This window comes from Ramlibacter sp. (assembly GCF_036676645.1).
Lineage (GTDB): Bacteria > Pseudomonadota > Gammaproteobacteria > Burkholderiales > Burkholderiaceae_C > Ramlibacter.
Genome location: NZ_JAKFCM010000022.1, coordinates 22748 through 39876 on the forward strand (window position 1 = coordinate 22748; position 17129 = coordinate 39876).

Consider the following 17129-nt stretch of genomic DNA (forward strand, 5'->3'; position numbering starts at 1 on the left):
GAGGAGACGCACATGGGCTACGAAGAGTTCTACCGCCGCTCCGTCGAGCAACCGGACGCGTTCTGGGCCGAGCAGGCCCGGCTGATCGACTGGCAGGTGCCGCCGCAGACCATCTGCGACGACAGCCGTGCCCCGTTCACGCGCTGGTTCGTCGGCGGCACCACCAACCTGTGCCACAACGCGGTCGACCGGCACCTGAAGGATCGCGCGCAGCAGCCGGCCCTGATCCACGTCTCGACCGAAACCGATACCGAGCGCGTCTACAGCTTCGCCGAACTGCATGCCGAGGTGCAGCGCGCCGCCGCCATGCTGCTGGGGCTGGGGGTGCGCAAGGGCGACCGGGTCCTGATCTACATGCCGATGATCCCGGAGGCGGTGTTCGCCATGCTGGCGTGCGCGCGCATCGGCGCCATCCACTCGGTGGTGTTCGGCGGCTTCGCCTCGGTGTCGCTGGCCACCCGCATCGAGGATGCGGCCCCCCGCGTGGTGATCAGCGCCGACGCCGGCTCGCGCGGCGGCAAGGTCATGGCCTACAAGCCCCTGCTGGACGAGGCGATCCGCCTGTCGTCGCACAAGCCCGACTCGGTGCTGCTGGCCGACCGCGGCCTCGCCCCGATGGAGCGGGTGGCCGGCCGCGACCACGACTGGTCGGTGCTGCGCGAGCGGCACATGGACGCGCAGGTGCCCTGCGAATGGCTGCAGTCCACCGACATCAGCTACACCATCTACACCAGCGGCACGACCGGCAACCCCAAGGGCGTGCAGCGCGACGTGGGCGGCTACGCGGTCGCCCTGGCGGCCAGCATGGCGCACATCTTCCAGGGACGCGCCGGCGAAACCTACTTCTCCACCAGCGACATCGGCTGGGTGGTGGGGCACAGCTACATCGTCTACGGGCCGCTGATCGCGGGCATGGCCACCATCCTCTACGACGGCCTGCCGACCCGCCCGGACGCCGGCATCTGGTGGAGCCTGGTCGAGAAATACAAGGTCACGGCCATGTTCAGCGCGCCGACCGCAGTGCGCGTGCTCAAGAAGCAGGACCCGGCGTACCTGAAGAAGCACGACATCTCCAGCCTGCGGGCGCTGTACCTGGCCGGCGAACCGCTGGACGAGCCGACCGCCCGCTGGATCTCGGATGCGCTGGGCATCCCGATCATCGACAACTACTGGCAGACCGAGAGCGGCTGGCCGATCCTGACCATCGCCAACGGCGTCGAGCGCAAGCCCAGCAAGTTCGGCAGCCCGGGGGTGCCGATGTACGGCTACAAGGTCAAGATCCTGCACGAGACCACCGGCGAGGAACTCACCGGCGTCGACCAGAAGGGCGTGGTGGTGATCGACGGGCCGACGCCGCCCGGCTTCATGCAGACCGTCTGGCGCGACGACGAGCGTTTCGTCCGCACCTACTGGCAGACCATCCCGGGCAAGCAGGTCTACAGCACCTTCGACTGGGGCATCCGCGACGAGGACGGCTACTACTACATCCTCGGCCGCACGGACGACGTGATCAACGTGGCCGGGCACCGGCTGGGCACGCGCGAGATCGAGGAGAGCATCTCCAGCCACCCGGGCGTGGCCGAGGTCGCGGTGGTCGGCGTTGCCGACCCGATCAAGGGCCAGGTGGCGATGGCGTTCGCGGTGCCGCGCGACGCCGCCGCGCTGTCCGATCCGCAGGCGGCACTGAAGCTGGAAGGCGACGTCATGAAGGTGGTCGACCAGCAGCTCGGCGCCGTGGCGCGGCCGGCGCGCGTGCGCTTCGTCAGCCTGCTGCCCAAGACCCGCAGCGGCAAGCTGCTGCGCCGTGCCATCCAGGCCGTGTGCGAAGGCCGCGACCCCGGCGACCTGACCACCATCGAGGATCCCTCGGCGCTGCAGCAGGTCCGGGACCTGGTGTCCTGAGCCGGCCCGTTCCGGTTCGAACGCCCCTTTTCCAGGCTCTCCCCGAAAGGCGGGAGCGACGGCACGCATCACGGTGCGATCGGTTCGGTGGCACAATCCGCCATTGCAACAGTCCAGGCCTTCCAGCCCACAGTTCGCATCCGCCAACCGGTCCAGCCGTGCCGCGGAAGGTTCCTTCAACCAACTGAAGCCCCCTGAAGGGGGGCAGAAAGTCAGCGAGATGAGCGATCCCGGCTCCGTCTTCACGGCCTATCGCGGCAACTCCTACCTGTTCGGCGGCAACGCGCCCTACGTGGAGGAGATGTACGAGAACTATCTTGCCAACCCCGGCAGCGTTCCCGACAACTGGCGCGAGTACTTCGATGCGCTGCAGCACGTGCCTGCGTCCGACGGCAGCGAGGCGCGCGATGTGCCGCACCTGCCCGTCATCAACGCCTTCGCCCAGCGCGCCAAGCAGGGCGGCACCCGGGTGGTGGTGGCCGGCGGGGCCGACCCCGAACTGGCCCGCAAGCGCACGGCCGTCCAGCAGCTGATCGCCGCGTACCGCAACGTGGGCAGCCGCTGGGCCGACCTCGACCCGCTCAAGCGGGCCGAGCGCGAGAACATTCCCGAGCTGGAGCCTTCGTTCTACGGCTTCACGGCCGCCGACCAGGAGGCGGTGTTCAACACCAGCAACACCTTCTTCGGCAAGGAAAGCATGTCGTTGCGCGAGCTGATCAACGCGCTGCGCGAGACCTACTGCGGCACCATCGGCGCCGAGTACATGTACATCAGCGACCAGGGGCGCAAGCGCTGGTGGCAGCAGAAGCTCGAGTCGATCCGCACCAACCCGAACTTCGGGCCCGCGAAGAAGAAGCACATCCTGAATCGCCTGACCGCGGCCGAAGGCCTGGAGCGCTTCCTGCACACCAAGTATGTGGGGCAGAAGCGCTTCTCGCTGGAAGGCGGCGAGAGCTTCATCGCCTCGATGGACGAACTGATCCAGCGCGCCGGCGAGAGGGGCGTGCAGGAGATCGTGATCGGCATGGCCCACCGCGGCCGCCTGAACGTGCTGGTCAACACCCTGGGCAAGATGCCCAAGGACCTGTTCGCGGAGTTCGAGCACACGGCCAAGGAGGAACTGCCGGCCGGCGACGTCAAGTACCACCAGGGCTTCAGCTCGGACGTCAGCACGCCCGGCGGCCCGGTGCACCTGTCGCTGGCGTTCAATCCCTCGCACCTGGAGATCGTCAACCCGGTGGTCGAAGGCTCGGTGCGCGCCCGCATGGACCGCCGCGCCGACCCCCGGGGCAAGCAGGTGCTGCCGGTGCTGGTGCATGGCGACGCCGCCTTCGCCGGCCAGGGCGTGGTGATGGAGACGCTGGCGCTGGCCGAGACGCGCGGCTACTTCACCGGCGGCACGGTGCACATCGTCATCAACAACCAGATCGGCTTCACCACCTCCGACCCGCGCGACAGCCGCTCGACCCTGTACTGCACCGACGTGGTCAAGATGATCGAGGCGCCGGTGCTGCACGTGAACGGCGACGACCCCGAGGCGGTGGTGCTGGCCACCCAGCTGGCGCTCGAGTACCGGCTGGAGTTCGGCACCGACGTGGTGGTGGACATCGTCTGCTTCCGCAAGCTGGGCCACAACGAACAGGACACCCCTTCGCTGACCCAGCCCCTGATGTACAAGAAGATCGCGGCCCACCCGGGCACGCGCAAGCTGTACGCCGACAAGCTGGCGGCCCAGGGCCTGGGCGACACGCTCGGCGACGACATGGTCAAGGCCTACCGCGCCGCCATGGACGCGGGCAAGCACACGGTCGACCCGGTGCTGACCAATTTCAAGAGCAAGTACGCGGTCGACTGGACCACGTACGTGGGCAAGAAGTGGACCGATGCCGCCGACACCGCAATCCCGAACGCGGAATGGAAGCGGCTGGCCGAGCGCATCACCACGGTGCCGGACAACTTCACCGTGCACCCGCTGGTGCGCAAGGTGCTGGAGGACCGCGCCGCCATGGGCCGTGGCGAGGTCAACGTCGACTGGGGCATGGGCGAGCACATGGCGTTCGCCTCGCTGGTGGCCAGCGGCTACCCGGTGCGCCTGTCCGGCGAGGACTGCGGGCGCGGCACCTTCACCCACCGCCACTCGGTGCTGCACGACCAGAACCGCGAGAAGTGGGACACCGGCATCTACGTGCCGCTGCAGAACGTGGCCGAGAACCAGGCCCCGTTCGTGGTGATCGACTCCATCCTGTCGGAGGAGGCCGTGCTGGGATTCGAGTACGGCTACGCCTCCAACGACCCCAACACCCTGGTGATCTGGGAAGCGCAGTTCGGCGATTTCGCCAATGGCGCGCAGGTCGTGATCGACCAGTTCATCGCTTCCGGCGAAGTGAAGTGGGGCCGGGTCAACGGCATCACCCTGATGCTGCCGCACGGCTACGAAGGGCAGGGGCCGGAGCACAGCTCGGCGCGGCTGGAGCGCTTCATGCAGCTGTCGGCCGACACCAACATGCAGGTCTGCCAGCCCACCACCGCCAGCCAGATCTTCCACCTGCTGCGCCGGCAGATGGTGCGCCCGCTGCGCAAGCCGCTGGTGATCATGACGCCCAAGTCGCTGCTGCGGAACAAGGACGCCACCTCGCCGCTGACGGAGTTCACCCGGGGCGGCTTCCAGACGGTGATCCCGGAGCACAAGGACCTCAAGGCCGAGAAGGTCAAGCGGGTGATCGTGTGCTCGGGCAAGGTCTATTACGACCTGGCCAAGAAGCGCGAGGAAAAAGGCGCCGATGACGTTGCCATCCTGCGCGTCGAGCAGCTGTACCCGTTCCCGCACAAGGCATTCGCCGCCGAGCTGAAGAAGTACCCGAACCTCGCCGAGCTGGTGTGGTGCCAGGACGAGCCGCAGAATCAGGGGGCCTGGTTCTTCATCCAGCACAACATCCACGAGAACATGCAGGAAGGCCAGAAGCTCGGTTACGCGGGGCGGGCAGCCTCGGCATCGCCCGCGGTCGGCTACGCGCACCTGCACCAGGAGCAGCAGAAGGCCCTGGTGGAGGGTGCGTTCGCCAAGCTCAAGGGCTTCGTGCTGACCAAGTAGGCGTTATCCCCGCGAAGGCGGGGGTCCGGTGCGCTCCGAAGTCCTCAGGTCGGGCGCTCTGGATCCGGGCCTGCGCGGCCGCGACGCGAGACACAGACAAGAATCTCCAGGAAAACAAATGGCAATCGTTGAAGTCAAGGTGCCGCAGCTGTCCGAGTCGGTGGCCGAGGCCACCCTGCTGCAGTGGAAGAAGAAGGCCGGGGAGGCCGTCGCGCAGGACGAGATCCTGATCGAGATCGAGACCGACAAGGTGGTCCTCGAGGTGCCCTCGCCGAGCGCAGGCGTACTGGCCGAGATCGTGGTGGCCGACGGCGGCACCGTCGTCGCGGAGCAGGTGATCGCCAGGGTCGACACCGAAGGCCGCGCCGGTGCTGCCGCACCCGCTGCCGCCGCACCCGCGCCGACCGCTGCCCCGGCTGCGCCGGCCACGGCCCCGGCCGCTGCCGGCGCGAAGTCCGGCATCGCCATGCCGGCGGCCGCCAAGCTGATGGCCGACAACCAGCTCACGCCCGGCTCGGTGCCCGGTACCGGACGCGATGGCCGCGTGACCAAGGGCGACGTGCTGTCGGCCGTCGCCGGGGGCGCCGCCAAGGCCGCCGTGCCGCCGCCCGTGCCCGCTGCGCGCCCCGCCGCGCCGGCCCTGCCCCAGGTGGCGGCCCCCGCGGGCGGGCCCGACCTGGGCGACCGCCCCGAGCAACGCGTGCCCATGAGCCGCCTGCGTGCCCGGGTGGCCGAGCGGCTGCTGCAGTCGCAGTCCACCAACGCCATCCTGACCACCTTCAACGAGGTCAACATGGCCCCGGTGATGGAGATGCGCAAGAAGTTCCAGGAGCGGTTCGAGAAGGAGCACGGCGTCAAGCTGGGCTTCATGAGCTTCTTCGTCAAGGCCGCGGTGCATGCGCTCAAGAAGTACCCGGTGATCAACGCCAGCGTCGACGGCAACGACATCGTCTACCACGGATACTTCGACATCGGCATCGCGGTGGGCTCGCCGCGCGGGCTGGTGGTGCCCATCCTGCGCAACGCCGACCAGATGTCGTTCGCGGACGTCGAGAAGAAGATCGCCGAGTTCGGCCAGAAGGCCAGGGACGGCAAGCTGGGGCTGGAGGAGCTCACCGGCGGCACCTTCTCCATCTCCAACGGCGGCGTGTTCGGCTCCATGCTGTCCACCCCCATCATCAACCCGCCGCAATCGGCCATCCTGGGCGTGCACGCCACCAAGGACCGCGCGGTGGTGGAGAACGGGCAGGTCGTGGTGCGGCCCATGAACTACCTGGCCATGAGCTACGACCACCGCATCATCGACGGCCGCGAGGCGGTGCTGGGCCTGGTGGCGATGAAGGAAGCGCTGGAGGATCCGGCGCGGCTGCTGTTCGATATCTGAGGTGAAGACAAGGCCCCTGACGGGGCCTTGTCCTTGAGGCGGGGCTTCGCCCGAAAGAGATTTTTCCCATGGCCAACAAGAATTTCGACGTCGTCGTCATCGGCGGCGGCCCCGGCGGCTACATCGCCGCCATCCGCGCGGCGCAGCTGGGTTTCAGCACCGCCTGCATCGACGACTGGAAGGGCAAGGACGGCAAGCCGGCGCCCGGCGGCACCTGCACCAACGTCGGCTGCATCCCCTCCAAGGCGCTGCTGCAGTCCTCCGAGAACTTCGAGCACGCCGGCAAGCACTTCGCCGACCACGGCATCGCGGTGAGCGGGCTGTCGATCGACATCGCGAAAATGGTCGCGCGCAAGGACGCCGTCGTGAAGCAGAACAACGACGGCATCCTGTACCTGTTCAAGAAGAACAAGGTCAGCTTCTTCCACGGGCGCGGCTCGTTCGCCAAGGCCGGGGCCGAAGGCTACGAGATCAAGGTGGCCGGCACGGCCGAGGAGACGATCACCTGCAAGCACGTGATCGTCGCCACCGGCTCCAACCCGCGCGCGCTGCCCGGTGCCGATTTCGACGAGGTCAACATCCTGTCCAACGACGGCGCGCTGCGCATTCCGGCCGTGCCGAAGAAGCTGGGCCTGATCGGCTCGGGCGTCATCGGGCTGGAGATGGGCTCGGTGTGGCGCCGCGTCGGCGCCGAGGTGACGGTGCTCGAAGGCCTGCCGACCTTCCTGGGCGCGGTCGACGAGCAGATCGCCAGGGAGGCGAAGAAGGCCTTCGACAAGCAGGGCCTGAAGATCGAACTGGGCGTGAAGGTCGGCGAGGTGAAGAACCGGGGCGACAAGGGCGTCACCGTGGCCTACACTGACGCCAGGGGCGAGGCCCGCAAGCTGGAGGTCGACAAGCTGATCGTCTCGATCGGCCGCGTGCCGAACACGAGCGGACTCCATCCGGAAAGCGTGGGCCTGAAGCTCGACGAGCGCGGCGCCATCGTGGTCGATGGCGAGTGCCGCACCAACCTGCCCAATGTCTGGGCGGTCGGCGACGTGGTGCGCGGGCCGATGCTGGCGCACAAGGCGGAGGAGGAGGGCGTCGCCGTGGCCGAGCGCATCGCCGGCCAGCACGGCCACGTCGACTTCAACACGATTCCCTGGGTGATCTACACCAGCCCGGAGATCGCCTGGGTCGGGCGCACCGAGCAGCAGCTCAAGGCCGATGGCGTGACCTACCGGGCCGGCACCTTCCCGTTCATGGCCAACGGCCGAGCCCGCGCGCTGGGCGACACCACCGGCATGGTCAAGGTCCTGGCCGATGCGAAGACCGACGAGATCCTGGGCGTGCACATCGTGGGCCCCATGGCCAGCGAGCTGATCGCCGAGGCGGTGGTCGCGATGGCGTTCCGCGCCTCCAGCGAGGACATCGCGCGCATCTGCCATGCCCACCCGTCGCTGTCCGAGGCGACCAAGGAAGCGGCCCTGGCCGTCGACAAGCGGACGCTGAACTTCTGATCAGCGGCCGATGTCCGTCCGCCAGGCCTACGAAGCCGAACTCAGGGCTCGCGGGTACACGAGCGATCCGGCGCAACTGCGTGCCGTCCAGGCGCTGGACCGCTGCGCCCGGGAATGGGCGCAGTACAAGGAGAAGCGCTCCAACGCCTTCAAGAAGCTGATCAACCGCCCCGAAATCCCGCGCGGCGTCTACATGTACGGCGGGGTGGGGCGGGGCAAGAGCTTCCTGATGGACTGCTTCTACGGGGCGGTTCCCCTGCGGCGCAAGACGCGGCTGCACTTCCACGAGTTCATGCGCGAGGTGCATCGCGAACTGGCCGAGCTGCAGGGAACGGTCAACCCGCTGGACGCGCTGGGGGCCCGCATGGCCCGCCGCTTCCGGCTGATCTGCTTCGACGAGTTCCACGTCGCCGACATCACCGACGCGATGATCCTGCACCGGCTGCTGCAGGCGCTGTTCGACAACGGCGTGGGCTTCGTCACCACGTCCAACTTCCGGCCCGACGACCTGTACCCGAACGGGCTGCACCGCGACCGCATCCTGCCCGCCATCGACCTGCTCAACGAGAAGCTGGAGGTGATCAACGTCGACAACGGGACCGACTACCGGCGGCGCACGCTGGAGCACATCAGGCTCTACCACACGCCGCTCGGCCCGCGGGCCGACGCCGAGATGGACCGGGCGTTCGGCGAGCTGGCCGAGAAGCGCGACGAAGACCCGGTCCTGCACATCGAGCAGCGCCAGATCCGCGCGCGCCGCAAGGCCGGCGGCGTGGTCTGGTTCGATTTCCGCACGCTGTGCGGCGGCCCGCGCTCGCAGAACGACTACCTGGAGATCGCCAGCCAGTTCCACACCGTGCTGCTGTCCGACGTGCCCCACATGCCGGTCAACATGGCTTCGGAAGCACGCCGTTTCACCTGGCTGGTCGACGTGCTCTACGATCGGCGCGTGAAACTGATCCTGTCCGCCGCCGTGCCGCCCGAGCAGCTCTACACGGAGGGGCCGCTCGCCCACGAATTCCCGCGCACGGTCTCGCGCCTGAACGAAATGCAGTCCGCGGAGTTCCTGGCACAGGAGCGGCGCACCGTGGACACCCGACTGACATGAACAGGAAGACCGGCTGGCTGCTGGCCATCTGGCTCGCCCTGCCGGCGGCCGCCCAGGCGCCGGACGAGGCGGCGGCCGAACGCGCCCGCATCGCGTCCGAGCGCAGCCGCATCGAGGCCGGGTTCGAGCAGGCGAAACGGGCCTGCTACGGCAGGTTCGCCGTCAACGACTGCCTGGCCGAGGCGCGCTCGAAGCGGCGCGAAGGCCTGGCCGCGTTGCGTGCGCAGGAGATCACGCTGGACGATGCCCAGCGACAGCGCCGTGCGGCCGAGCGCATGAAGGAACTCGACGAGCGCCGCGAAAGCCAGGCGCGCGAGCTCGAGGACGCCCGTGCGCGGGCGCAGGCCGAGGAGAGCGACCGCCGGCAGCGCGGCGCGGCGGACAAGGCCGCCCACGCGCAGCGCAAGCGCGAGCAGGCCAGCGGACGGGCCGAGCGTGCCGCCGGGCCGCGCGAGGAGCACCAACGTCCCGACACGCAGGAAAACCTGCAGCGCCATCGCGACCGGGTGAGCGAAGCGCAGGAGCGCAAGGCCCGGGTGCAGGAGCGTGCCGCCCGGGATGGGACGCCCGCCAAGCCGCTGCCGGTGCCGCCCTGAGCAGGCGTCCGGCCGCCAGTTGCCGCCGCCGGCGGCTCAGCCCTCCAGCGGCTCGAGCTTGACGATGACCAGCGACAGGTTGTCGCCGCCCCCGTGTCCGCGCGAGCGTGCCTTCTCGATCAGGAATTCGCTGGCCTCGCGGGGCGACAGCGAGGACAGCACCGACCCCAGCTCGTCCGGGCTGAAGTAATGCCAGACGCCGTCGCTGCAGGCCATCAGCACGTCGCCGGGGCGCAGCTGGGGCACGAAGTGCAGCGTGGCAGGCGGGTCGTCCTCCGCGCCCAGGCAGCCCATCAGGATGTTGGACTGCGGGTGCACGTTGGCCTCTTCCTCGGTCAGCTGGCCGGCATCGACCAGCGTCTGTACATAGGAGTGGTCGAGCGTGCGCCGGACCAGCTTGCTGCCGTGGAAGTGGTAGATGCGCGAGTCGCCCGCATGGACCCAGTGGCAGTCGCCGCCCGGGTTGATCAGGTAGGCCGCGATGGTGCTGTGCGGCTCCTGCTCGGCCGCGATGGCGGTGAGCTTGATCACCAGGTGCGCCTCCTGCACCACCTGCTTGAGCAGGCTGCCGGCGTCGTCGTGGTCGGGCGAGTAGCGCTCGAACAGCTGCCGGGCCGTCAGCATCACCTGGTCGGAGGCCTTGCGGCCACCGCTGCGCCCGCCCATGCCGTCGGCCACGACGGCCAGCACGCAGCCGCTGGCCCGGGGATGCGGGACCAGCGCGACCTGGTCCTGCTGGTACTCGCGGTCGCCCTTGTGGATGCCGGTGGCGGCGGTGAGTCGGTAACCTTTGCCCATGCTGCTGGAGGAAGTGCGCCGCTGCGGCGCGCTCGCTTGTTGCCCTCGGAAGACGTATTATCGTCCGACACCCGCAGAGCTCCCGGTGCGCCTGCGCCAACCCATTCCGTGGAATCGAACCTGCATTCGCCCGAGCGGCGGCTGATCGAGCTGCGGATGGAGCACGCCGACCTGGACGCGCTGATCGACCGCACCGCGCACGAGACCCCGCTCGACGAGCTGGCCCTGCGCCGACTGAAGAAGCGCCGCCTGGCACTGCGCGACCTGATCGTGCAGCTGGAGCTGGCGCTGGATCCCAAAGAACCTGCCTGATGACCCTGACCGAAGCCGTGGGGCTGGCATTCGCAGCCGACGGCGTCCTGCCGTGCGCGGTGCCGGCCTTCCGTGCCCGCCCCGCCCAGACCGAGATGGCGCTGGCCGTCGCGCGTGCCATCGAGCAGGGCGGGGCGCTGGTGGTCGAGGCCGGCACGGGTGTCGGCAAGACCTACTCCTATCTGGTGCCCGCGCTACTGTCGGGCGAGCGGGTGATGCTGTCCACGGCCACCAAGACACTGCAGGACCAGTTGTTCGGCCGCGACCTGCCGCGGCTGGTGGAGGCGCTCGGACTGCCGGTGCGAACCGCCCTGCTCAAGGGCCGCGCCAGCTACCTCTGCCTGCACCGGATGGCGCTGGCCCGCCAGGACCCCGGCGCAGCCGATCGCAGCGTGATGGCCACGCTGGCCCGGGTCGAGCAGTGGGCGCAGGCCACCCGGACCGGCGACCTGGCGGAGCTCCCGGGCCTGGACGAGCGCTCGCCGGTGATCCCGCTGGTGACCTCGACGCGCGACAACTGCCTGGGCTCCGCCTGCCCGCGCTTTCGCGAGTGCCACGTCAACCATGCGCGGCGCGAGGCGCTGGCGGCCGACGTGGTCGTGGTCAACCACCACCTGTTCTTCGCCGACCTGGCGGTGCGCGAATCCGGCATGGCCGAGCTGCTGCCCACCGTGCGCGTGGCGGTGTTCGACGAAGCGCACCAGCTCAACGAGACGGGCGTGCAGTTCCTCGGCCGCCAGCTCGGTACCGGGCAGCTGCTGGACTTCACGCGCGACCTGCTGGCCGCCGGCCTGCAGCTGGCCCGCGGCCTGCAGGACTGGCAGCAACGGGCCGGCGCGCTGGAGCGCGCCACGCGCGAGCTGCGGCTGGTGGTGGGCAGGGCTGCGGCCTCGTCGCGCCTGCGCTGGGCCGGGGACGCACCCGAGGGCCTGCCGGCCGCGCACTGGCAGGCCGCGCTGGCGGACGTGCAGTCGGCCTGCGAGGCCGTGATCGACGCCTTGGCCACCGTCAGCGAGATCGCCCCGGACTTCATCCGCCTGCAGGAGCGGGCGACCACGCTGGCCGGGCGGGTCGCGCACTTCCTGGCCGGGCCCGAGCCCGGTTCGGTGCGCTGGGTCGACGTGGCCCAGCAGCTGCGGCTGGTCGAATCGCCGCTGGACATCGCCGATGCGGTGCGCAGCAAGCTGCTCAAGGACGGATCCGGAGAGGAGGACGCCGACGGGCCGGCGGACGACCGCGAAGCGGCGCCCCGCCGATCCTGGATCTTCACCTCGGCCACGCTGGGCGACGACGAGCGCCTGACCTGGTTCACCGAGCCCTGCGGCCTGCAGGAGGCGCAGGTGCTGCGCGTGGGCAGCCCGTTCGACTATCTCTCGCAGGCGGCGCTGTACCTGCCGCGCGGGCTGCCGCGCCCGGCCGACCCGGGCCATGCCGGCGCCGTGGCGCAGCTGGCGGGCGATGCGGCGCAGCGCCTGGGCGGGCGCACCATGGTGCTGACCACCACGCTGCGCGCGCTGCGCAGCGTGGGCGACGAGCTGCAGCGCCGGTTCCGCGACTCGCACGACATCGAGGTGCTGGTGCAGGGCCAATGGCCCAAGCGCCGGCTGATCGAGCGCTTCCGCGAAGGCTCGCAGCAGGGCGGCCCGGGCTGCCTGCTGGTCGCATCGGCCTCCTTCTGGGAGGGCGTGGACGTCCCCGGCGATGCGCTGCAACTGGTGGTCATCGACAAGCTGCCGTTTCCGCCGCCGGCCGATCCGCTGGTGGAGGCGCGCTCGCAGCGCCTGGAAGGGCAGGGCCGCAATGCCTTCAGGGACTACTTCGTGCCCGAAGCCGCCGTGGCCCTCAAGCAGGGCGCCGGCCGCCTGATCCGCCGGGAGTCCGATCGCGGTGTCCTCGTCGTGTGCGACACCCGGCTCGCCACCATGTCCTACGGACGCCGCCTGCTGGCCGCACTGCCGCCCATGCGGCGGCTGGATTCGCCGGAAGCATTCGAAGGGGCCCTGGACGACCTGTCGGCCGTCAGGGACCTGTCCATCCTCTGAGAAACGGTGCGATTCCCCCAAACGATGTCATCCCGGCGCACGGCCGGGATCCATCTCCCGCGGTTCGCGATCGCGCTGCGGTCGATCGGCGCGCCGGGTGGATCGTCGGCCTGCCCCAGACCGGGTCCGGGGTCGAGCCCGCGATGACGCCTACCAGAACTTCCACCAGGGCTCGGCTTCCCTGGCCTTGAATCCCCGGGTCAGGTACTCGCTGTCCGGATAGGTCTTCTCCAGGACGCGGCGGCTGTCGTCGCGCAGCTGCGCCATGCCGAGCGCATCGTACGAGCGCACCAGGATGAACAGGGCCTCCTCCAGCGCCGGCACCTCGCGGTAGTCGGCCAGCGCGGCCTGGGCGCGGTTGATGGCGGCCACGTAGGCGCCGCGCGTGTAGTAGTAGCGCGCCACGTGCACCTCGTACTGCGCCAGCGAGTTGACGATGTACGTCATGCGGGTGCGGGCATCGGGCGCGTAGCGCGATTCGGGGAACCGGGTCACCAGCTCGCGGAAGGACTCGAAGGATTCCTTGGCCGCCTTCTGGTCGCGCTCGGACAGGTCCTGGCGCGAGATGAAGGAAAACAGGCCCAGGTTGTCGTTGAAGTTGACCAGCCCCTTGAGGTAGAGGGCGTAGTCGATGGCGGGGCTGGCCGGGTGCAGCTTCATGAAGCGGTCAAGCGTGGCCATGGCCTGGGCCTGCTCGCCGGCCTTGTAGTGGGCGTAGGCCTTCTCCAGTTGCGCCTGCTGCGCCAGCGGCGTGCCGGCGGCGCGGCCCTCGAGCTTCTCGAACAGCGGCACGGCCTTGTCGTAGGCGCCCGCGTTCATCTCCTCCCTGGCTTCGGCGTGGATGCGGTTCGGACTCCAGGCGGCCGTCTTGTCCTCTTCGACCGTGGAGCAGGCGGCGAGCAACAGCATCGACAAGCCGGCGGCACACGATAATTTCGCTCGAAGCATGAAGCGCAGACCTTCTTGAAACAGGGCCGCACGATTATAGGAGGGGGCCTCCCCGAGCCGGCCGGCGCGGCGCTGCCCGACGACGAGGCCGAGGCGGCCGAAGCGGCGTCGGAACTGCGCGAGTTCGCGGTCGGACCGGGGCAGCATGGCCTGCGCCTGGACCAGGCGCTGGCCGAACGGGTGCCGGAGTTCTCCCGCAGCTACCTGCAGCAGCTGGTGAACGGCGGGGCCGTGACCCTGGGCGGCCGCCGCGCCGCCCGGCCCGCGCAGCGCGTGAAGGCCGGCGACGCGATCGCCATCGAGCTGCGGCCCACGCCGCAGAGCCTGGCGTTCCGCCCCGAGCCCATGCCGCTGGCGGTGGTGCACGAGGACGAGCACCTGCTGGTGATCGACAAGCCGCCCGGCCTGGTGGTGCACCCGGCCCCGGGGCACTGGAGCGGCACGCTGCTCAACGGCCTGCTGGCGCGCGACCCGCAGGCCGGGCTGGTGCCGCGCGCCGGGATCGTCCACCGGCTGGACAAGGACACCAGCGGGCTGATGGTGGTGGCGCGCACCCGCGCGGCGATGGAGGCCCTGGTGCGGCTGATCGCCGCTCGCGAGGTCGCGCGCCAGTACCTGGCGATCGGCCTCGGCCGCTGGCAGGGCCCGCCGGACCGCACCGTCGACGCGCCCATCGGCCGCGATCCGCGCCAACGGCTGCGCATGGCGGTGGTCGACCTGGCCCGGCATGCCGGCAAGCCGGCGCTGACCACCTTCGCGCTGCTGGACAACGCGGCGGACGCCTGCCTGGTGCGCGCCAGCCTGCACACCGGGCGCACGCACCAGATCCGCGTGCACATGGCGCACCTCGGCCATCCGCTCGCAGGCGACGAGCTGTATGGCGGCGCGGCGCAGGCCCGGGGCGGCGAAGGCAGCCTCGCGCGGCAGGCGCTGCACGCCTTCCGGCTCGCCTTCGCGCACCCGTTCACGGGCCAACCGCTGGCCTTCACTTCGCCCCTTCCGGCCGACTTCGTGCACGCCCTGTCGGCCTGGGGGCTGCGTTACAATCCGGCTTCAGCGCTGGCGCCAGCAGCCACGCCTGCCGGGCCCGCCGCTGCGCCCGCCGGCCGCCAGCCGCGATGACACCGCCGCCCTTCTGACGGGCCCCCCTGACGGGAACGCCCCGGCGCCCCGTCCAGCCAGGAAGTACGCAAGAAGATGAATACCGCGGATGCCAGGCGCGTCCTGGAGACAGCGCTGATCTGCTCGCCCCAGCCCTTGCCGGTGCGGGAGCTGCGGGTGCTGTTCGACGACGAGCTCGGCGCCGACACCATCAAGTCGCTGCTGCAGGAGCTGCAGGACGAATGGGCGCAGCGCGGCGTGGAACTGGTGTGCGTGGCCAGCGGCTGGCGGTTCCAGAGCCGGCCCGGGATGCGCGAATACCTCGACCGGCTGCATCCCGAAAAGCCGCCGAAGTACACGCGTGCGACGCTGGAGACGCTGGCCATCATCGCCTATCGCCAGCCGGTCACGCGCGGCGACATGGAAGACATCCGCGGCGTCACGATCAACACCCAGATCCTCAAGCAGCTGGAAGACCGCGGCTGGGTGGAGGTGATCGGCCACCGCGAGGCGCCGGGACGGCCGGCGCTGTATGCCACCACGCGCCAGTTCCTGGACGACCTGGGCCTGGCCTCGCTCGACCAGTTGCCCATGCTGGAGTCGCCGGGCCGGCAGATCGAGGCGCTGGCCGGTCTCGCGGGCGAGGGCGACGCGGACCAGCCGATGCTGCAGATGGAAGTCGGGGAAGCGCCCGACGCCGGCGCCGATGCCGATCCCGAGTCCCTGCCGCAGGTCGAGGCGGTGGGCGGCGTCGCTGCGCCCGACCTCCCGTCACGGCCCGACACCCCGCAGCCGCCTTCCGGCGACGCCGAAGCGCCCCCGTCCTCACCCGAAGTCGCATGAATTCCACCGACCCGACCCATCCCTCCGCCGAGGCCACCCCCCTGGACGACGAGGATCTGGCTGCGCCAGGCGAGGGGCACGAAGCGGCCCGGCCGTCCGGCGACGCGCAGGATGCAGCCCGGCCGTCCGGCGAGCCGCGCGGCGCGGCCCTGCCGGAAGCGGACGCGCGCGACCCTGCCGATGATGGCGATGACGACCGCGGAACCGGGGTCTCCGGGGACGAGGACGACGACGAGCGCGAGGACGAGGACCAACCCCGCGCCCGCGGCAAGGCGCCGCGCGAGCGCGCGCCCGCGGCGCCCGCCGCCGAGCCGGTGCGCTTCGAGGACGTGGTGTCCGGCCGCTTCGACGAGCAGGAGCAGGCCGCCGACGCCGCGCCGCCCAAGCGCGTGCTGGCGCCGCAGGCCGAGACGCCCAAGCTGCACAAGGTGCTGGCGCAGGCCGGCCTGGGCTCGCGGCTGGAGATGGAGCAGCTGATCATGGAGGGCCGCATCTCGGTCAACAACGAGCCCGCCCACATCGGCCAGCGCATCCAGTTCGGCGACCAGATCAAGGTCAACGGCAAGCCGATCAGGGTGCGCATCGCGCCTCCGGCGGCGCGCGTGATCGCCTACCACAAGCCGGTGGGCGAGGTGGTCACGCACGACGATCCGCAGAACCGCCCGACGGTATTCCGCAAGCTGCCGAAGCTGCAGCAGGGCAAGTGGCAGTCGGTCGGCCGGCTCGACCTGAACACCGAAGGCCTGCTGCTGTTCACCAGCTCGGGCGAACTGGCCAACCGGCTGATGCACCCGCGCTTCGGCCTGGAGCGCGAGTACGCGGTGCGCGTGCTGGGCACGCTGTCGGCCGAGGGACGGCAGCGCCTGCTGGAGGGCATCGAGCTCGAGGACGGCCGCGCCCAGTTCGGCTCGATCGAGGACGGCGGCGGCGAGGGGGCCAACAACTGGTACCGCGTCACGATCTCCGAAGGCCGCAACCGCGAGGTGCGGCGCCTGTTCGAGGCGCTGGGCCATGCCGTCAGCCGCCTGATCCGCATCCGCTACGGCGCGATGGTGCTGCCGCGCGGCCTCAAGCGCGGCCAGTGGCTCGAACTGGACGAGCGCGACATCCGCGCGCTCACCCAGGCGGCGGGCGGCGCACCTGCGGGCGAGCGCGCGCCCGGCGACGGCGGCAAGCCGCGCAACCGCCGGCGCGGCAACCGCAGCGGCGGCCCGAGACCCGACGGCGCGCGCAACGCCGGCCAGCCCACCGGCAAGGCCCAGGGGCAGCAGCGCCGCGCCAAGGACCGCTCCGGCGGCGGCGCAGCCCAGCCCGACCCGATGAAGACCTCCTTCGGCTACATCGGCGCCGACAGCTTCCTGCGACAGCGCCAGGGCGGGCCGGGCGCGGGCGGCGGGGGCGGCGGCCAGCGCCGCGGAGGCCAGCGGCGCAACAATCGCGGCGGCCGCTGAGGCGGCAGCCCGGTTTAAAATACCGGGTTTTTTCGGGCTTGGCCCGAACTT

General features: G+C 70.4%; 13 protein-coding genes. 11 read left to right on the plus strand and 2 right to left on the minus strand.

All coding sequences use genetic code 11. From position 1 onward, the window contains the following. Positions 1-12: 12 nt before the first annotated feature. From V6M57_RS04365 to V6M57_RS04390, 6 genes are all read left to right on the plus strand, one after another. Positions 13-1902, plus strand: coding sequence for a propionate--CoA ligase (locus V6M57_RS04365; RefSeq protein ID WP_332813762.1), 1890 nt, complete (start codon positions 13-15; stop codon positions 1900-1902). A 220-nt stretch (positions 1903-2122) separates the two neighbouring features. After that, positions 2123-4993, plus strand: coding sequence for a 2-oxoglutarate dehydrogenase E1 component (locus V6M57_RS04370; RefSeq protein WP_332813763.1), 2871 nt, complete (start codon positions 2123-2125; stop codon positions 4991-4993). Positions 4994-5111: 118 nt separating this feature from the next. After that, a complete protein-coding gene (odhB, locus tag V6M57_RS04375; RefSeq protein WP_332813764.1) occupies positions 5112-6377 on the plus strand; it encodes a 2-oxoglutarate dehydrogenase complex dihydrolipoyllysine-residue succinyltransferase in 1266 nt (421 codons plus the stop codon). A gap of 68 nt (positions 6378-6445) precedes the next feature. Next, on the plus strand, positions 6446-7879 hold the full coding sequence (gene lpdA / locus V6M57_RS04380) for a dihydrolipoyl dehydrogenase (protein ID WP_332813765.1): 1434 nt from the start codon (positions 6446-6448) through the stop codon (positions 7877-7879). Positions 7880-7889: 10 nt separating this feature from the next. Next, on the plus strand, positions 7890-8987 hold the full coding sequence (gene zapE, locus V6M57_RS04385) for a cell division protein ZapE (RefSeq protein ID WP_332813766.1): 1098 nt from the start codon (positions 7890-7892) through the stop codon (positions 8985-8987). After that, the gene (locus V6M57_RS04390; RefSeq protein WP_332813767.1) at positions 8984-9583 is read left to right on the plus strand and encodes a hypothetical protein; all 600 of its coding nucleotides are present in this window, start codon (positions 8984-8986) and stop codon (positions 9581-9583) included. Before zapE ends, V6M57_RS04390 begins: the two co-directional genes overlap by 4 nt. 36 nt (positions 9584-9619) lie before the next feature. Here V6M57_RS04390 and V6M57_RS04395 read toward each other — a convergent pair whose 3' ends face one another. After that, positions 9620-10381 (minus strand): PP2C family protein-serine/threonine phosphatase, encoded by a 762-nt coding sequence (locus V6M57_RS04395; protein WP_332813768.1) that lies wholly within the window; start codon positions 10379-10381, stop codon positions 9620-9622. A gap of 108 nt (positions 10382-10489) precedes the next feature. Between V6M57_RS04395 and V6M57_RS04400 the strand changes: the two genes are divergently transcribed. Then, complete coding sequence (locus V6M57_RS04400) at positions 10490-10693, plus strand: YdcH family protein (protein ID WP_332813769.1); 204 nt, start codon at positions 10490-10492, stop codon at positions 10691-10693. After that, positions 10693-12735, plus strand: coding sequence for an ATP-dependent DNA helicase (locus V6M57_RS04405; protein WP_332813770.1), 2043 nt, complete (start codon positions 10693-10695; stop codon positions 12733-12735). The genes V6M57_RS04400 and V6M57_RS04405 overlap by 1 nt, the downstream gene beginning before the upstream one ends. A gap of 150 nt (positions 12736-12885) precedes the next feature. On the opposite strand, the gene V6M57_RS04410 is transcribed toward V6M57_RS04405, so the two are convergent. Beyond that, the gene (locus V6M57_RS04410) at positions 12886-13683 is read right to left on the minus strand and encodes an outer membrane protein assembly factor BamD (protein WP_332813771.1); all 798 of its coding nucleotides are present in this window, start codon (positions 13681-13683) and stop codon (positions 12886-12888) included. Positions 13684-13698: 15 nt separating this feature from the next. Between V6M57_RS04410 and V6M57_RS04415 the strand changes: the two genes are divergently transcribed. The 3 genes from V6M57_RS04415 to V6M57_RS04425 all read left to right on the plus strand — a co-directional run bounded on the left by V6M57_RS04415 (position 13699) and on the right by V6M57_RS04425 (position 17078). Further along, positions 13699-14805 (plus strand): RluA family pseudouridine synthase, encoded by a 1107-nt coding sequence (locus V6M57_RS04415; RefSeq protein WP_442968777.1) that lies wholly within the window; start codon positions 13699-13701, stop codon positions 14803-14805. 75 nt (positions 14806-14880) lie between these two features. Further along, positions 14881-15627, plus strand: coding sequence for an SMC-Scp complex subunit ScpB (gene scpB, locus V6M57_RS04420; protein ID WP_332813772.1), 747 nt, complete (start codon positions 14881-14883; stop codon positions 15625-15627). After that, on the plus strand, positions 15624-17078 hold the full coding sequence (locus tag V6M57_RS04425; protein WP_332813773.1) for a pseudouridine synthase: 1455 nt from the start codon (positions 15624-15626) through the stop codon (positions 17076-17078). Before scpB ends, V6M57_RS04425 begins: the two co-directional genes overlap by 4 nt. The last annotated feature ends 51 nt before the right edge of the window (positions 17079-17129 follow it).

Bases quoted from the DNA above. Each gene is read 5' to 3' on its own strand.
- odhB (WP_332813764.1), top strand. From the start codon at position 5,112: ATGGCAATCGTTGAAGTCAAGGTGCCGCAGCTGTCCGAGTCGGTGGCC.
- V6M57_RS04425 (WP_332813773.1), top strand. From the start codon at position 15,624: ATGAATTCCACCGACCCGACCCATCCCTCCGCCGAGGCCACCCCCCTG.
- V6M57_RS04405 (WP_332813770.1), top strand. From the start codon at position 10,693: ATGACCCTGACCGAAGCCGTGGGGCTGGCATTCGCAGCCGACGGCGTC.
- V6M57_RS04390 (WP_332813767.1), top strand. From the start codon at position 8,984: ATGAACAGGAAGACCGGCTGGCTGCTGGCCATCTGGCTCGCCCTGCCG.
- zapE (WP_332813766.1), top strand. From the start codon at position 7,890: ATGTCCGTCCGCCAGGCCTACGAAGCCGAACTCAGGGCTCGCGGGTAC.
- scpB (WP_332813772.1), top strand. From the start codon at position 14,881: ATGAATACCGCGGATGCCAGGCGCGTCCTGGAGACAGCGCTGATCTGC.
- V6M57_RS04410 (WP_332813771.1), bottom strand. From the start codon at position 13,683: ATGCTTCGAGCGAAATTATCGTGTGCCGCCGGCTTGTCGATGCTGTTG.
- lpdA (WP_332813765.1), top strand. From the start codon at position 6,446: ATGGCCAACAAGAATTTCGACGTCGTCGTCATCGGCGGCGGCCCCGGC.
- V6M57_RS04365 (WP_332813762.1), top strand. From the start codon at position 13: ATGGGCTACGAAGAGTTCTACCGCCGCTCCGTCGAGCAACCGGACGCG.
- V6M57_RS04370 (WP_332813763.1), top strand. From the start codon at position 2,123: ATGAGCGATCCCGGCTCCGTCTTCACGGCCTATCGCGGCAACTCCTAC.
- V6M57_RS04395 (WP_332813768.1), bottom strand. From the start codon at position 10,381: ATGGGCAAAGGTTACCGACTCACCGCCGCCACCGGCATCCACAAGGGC.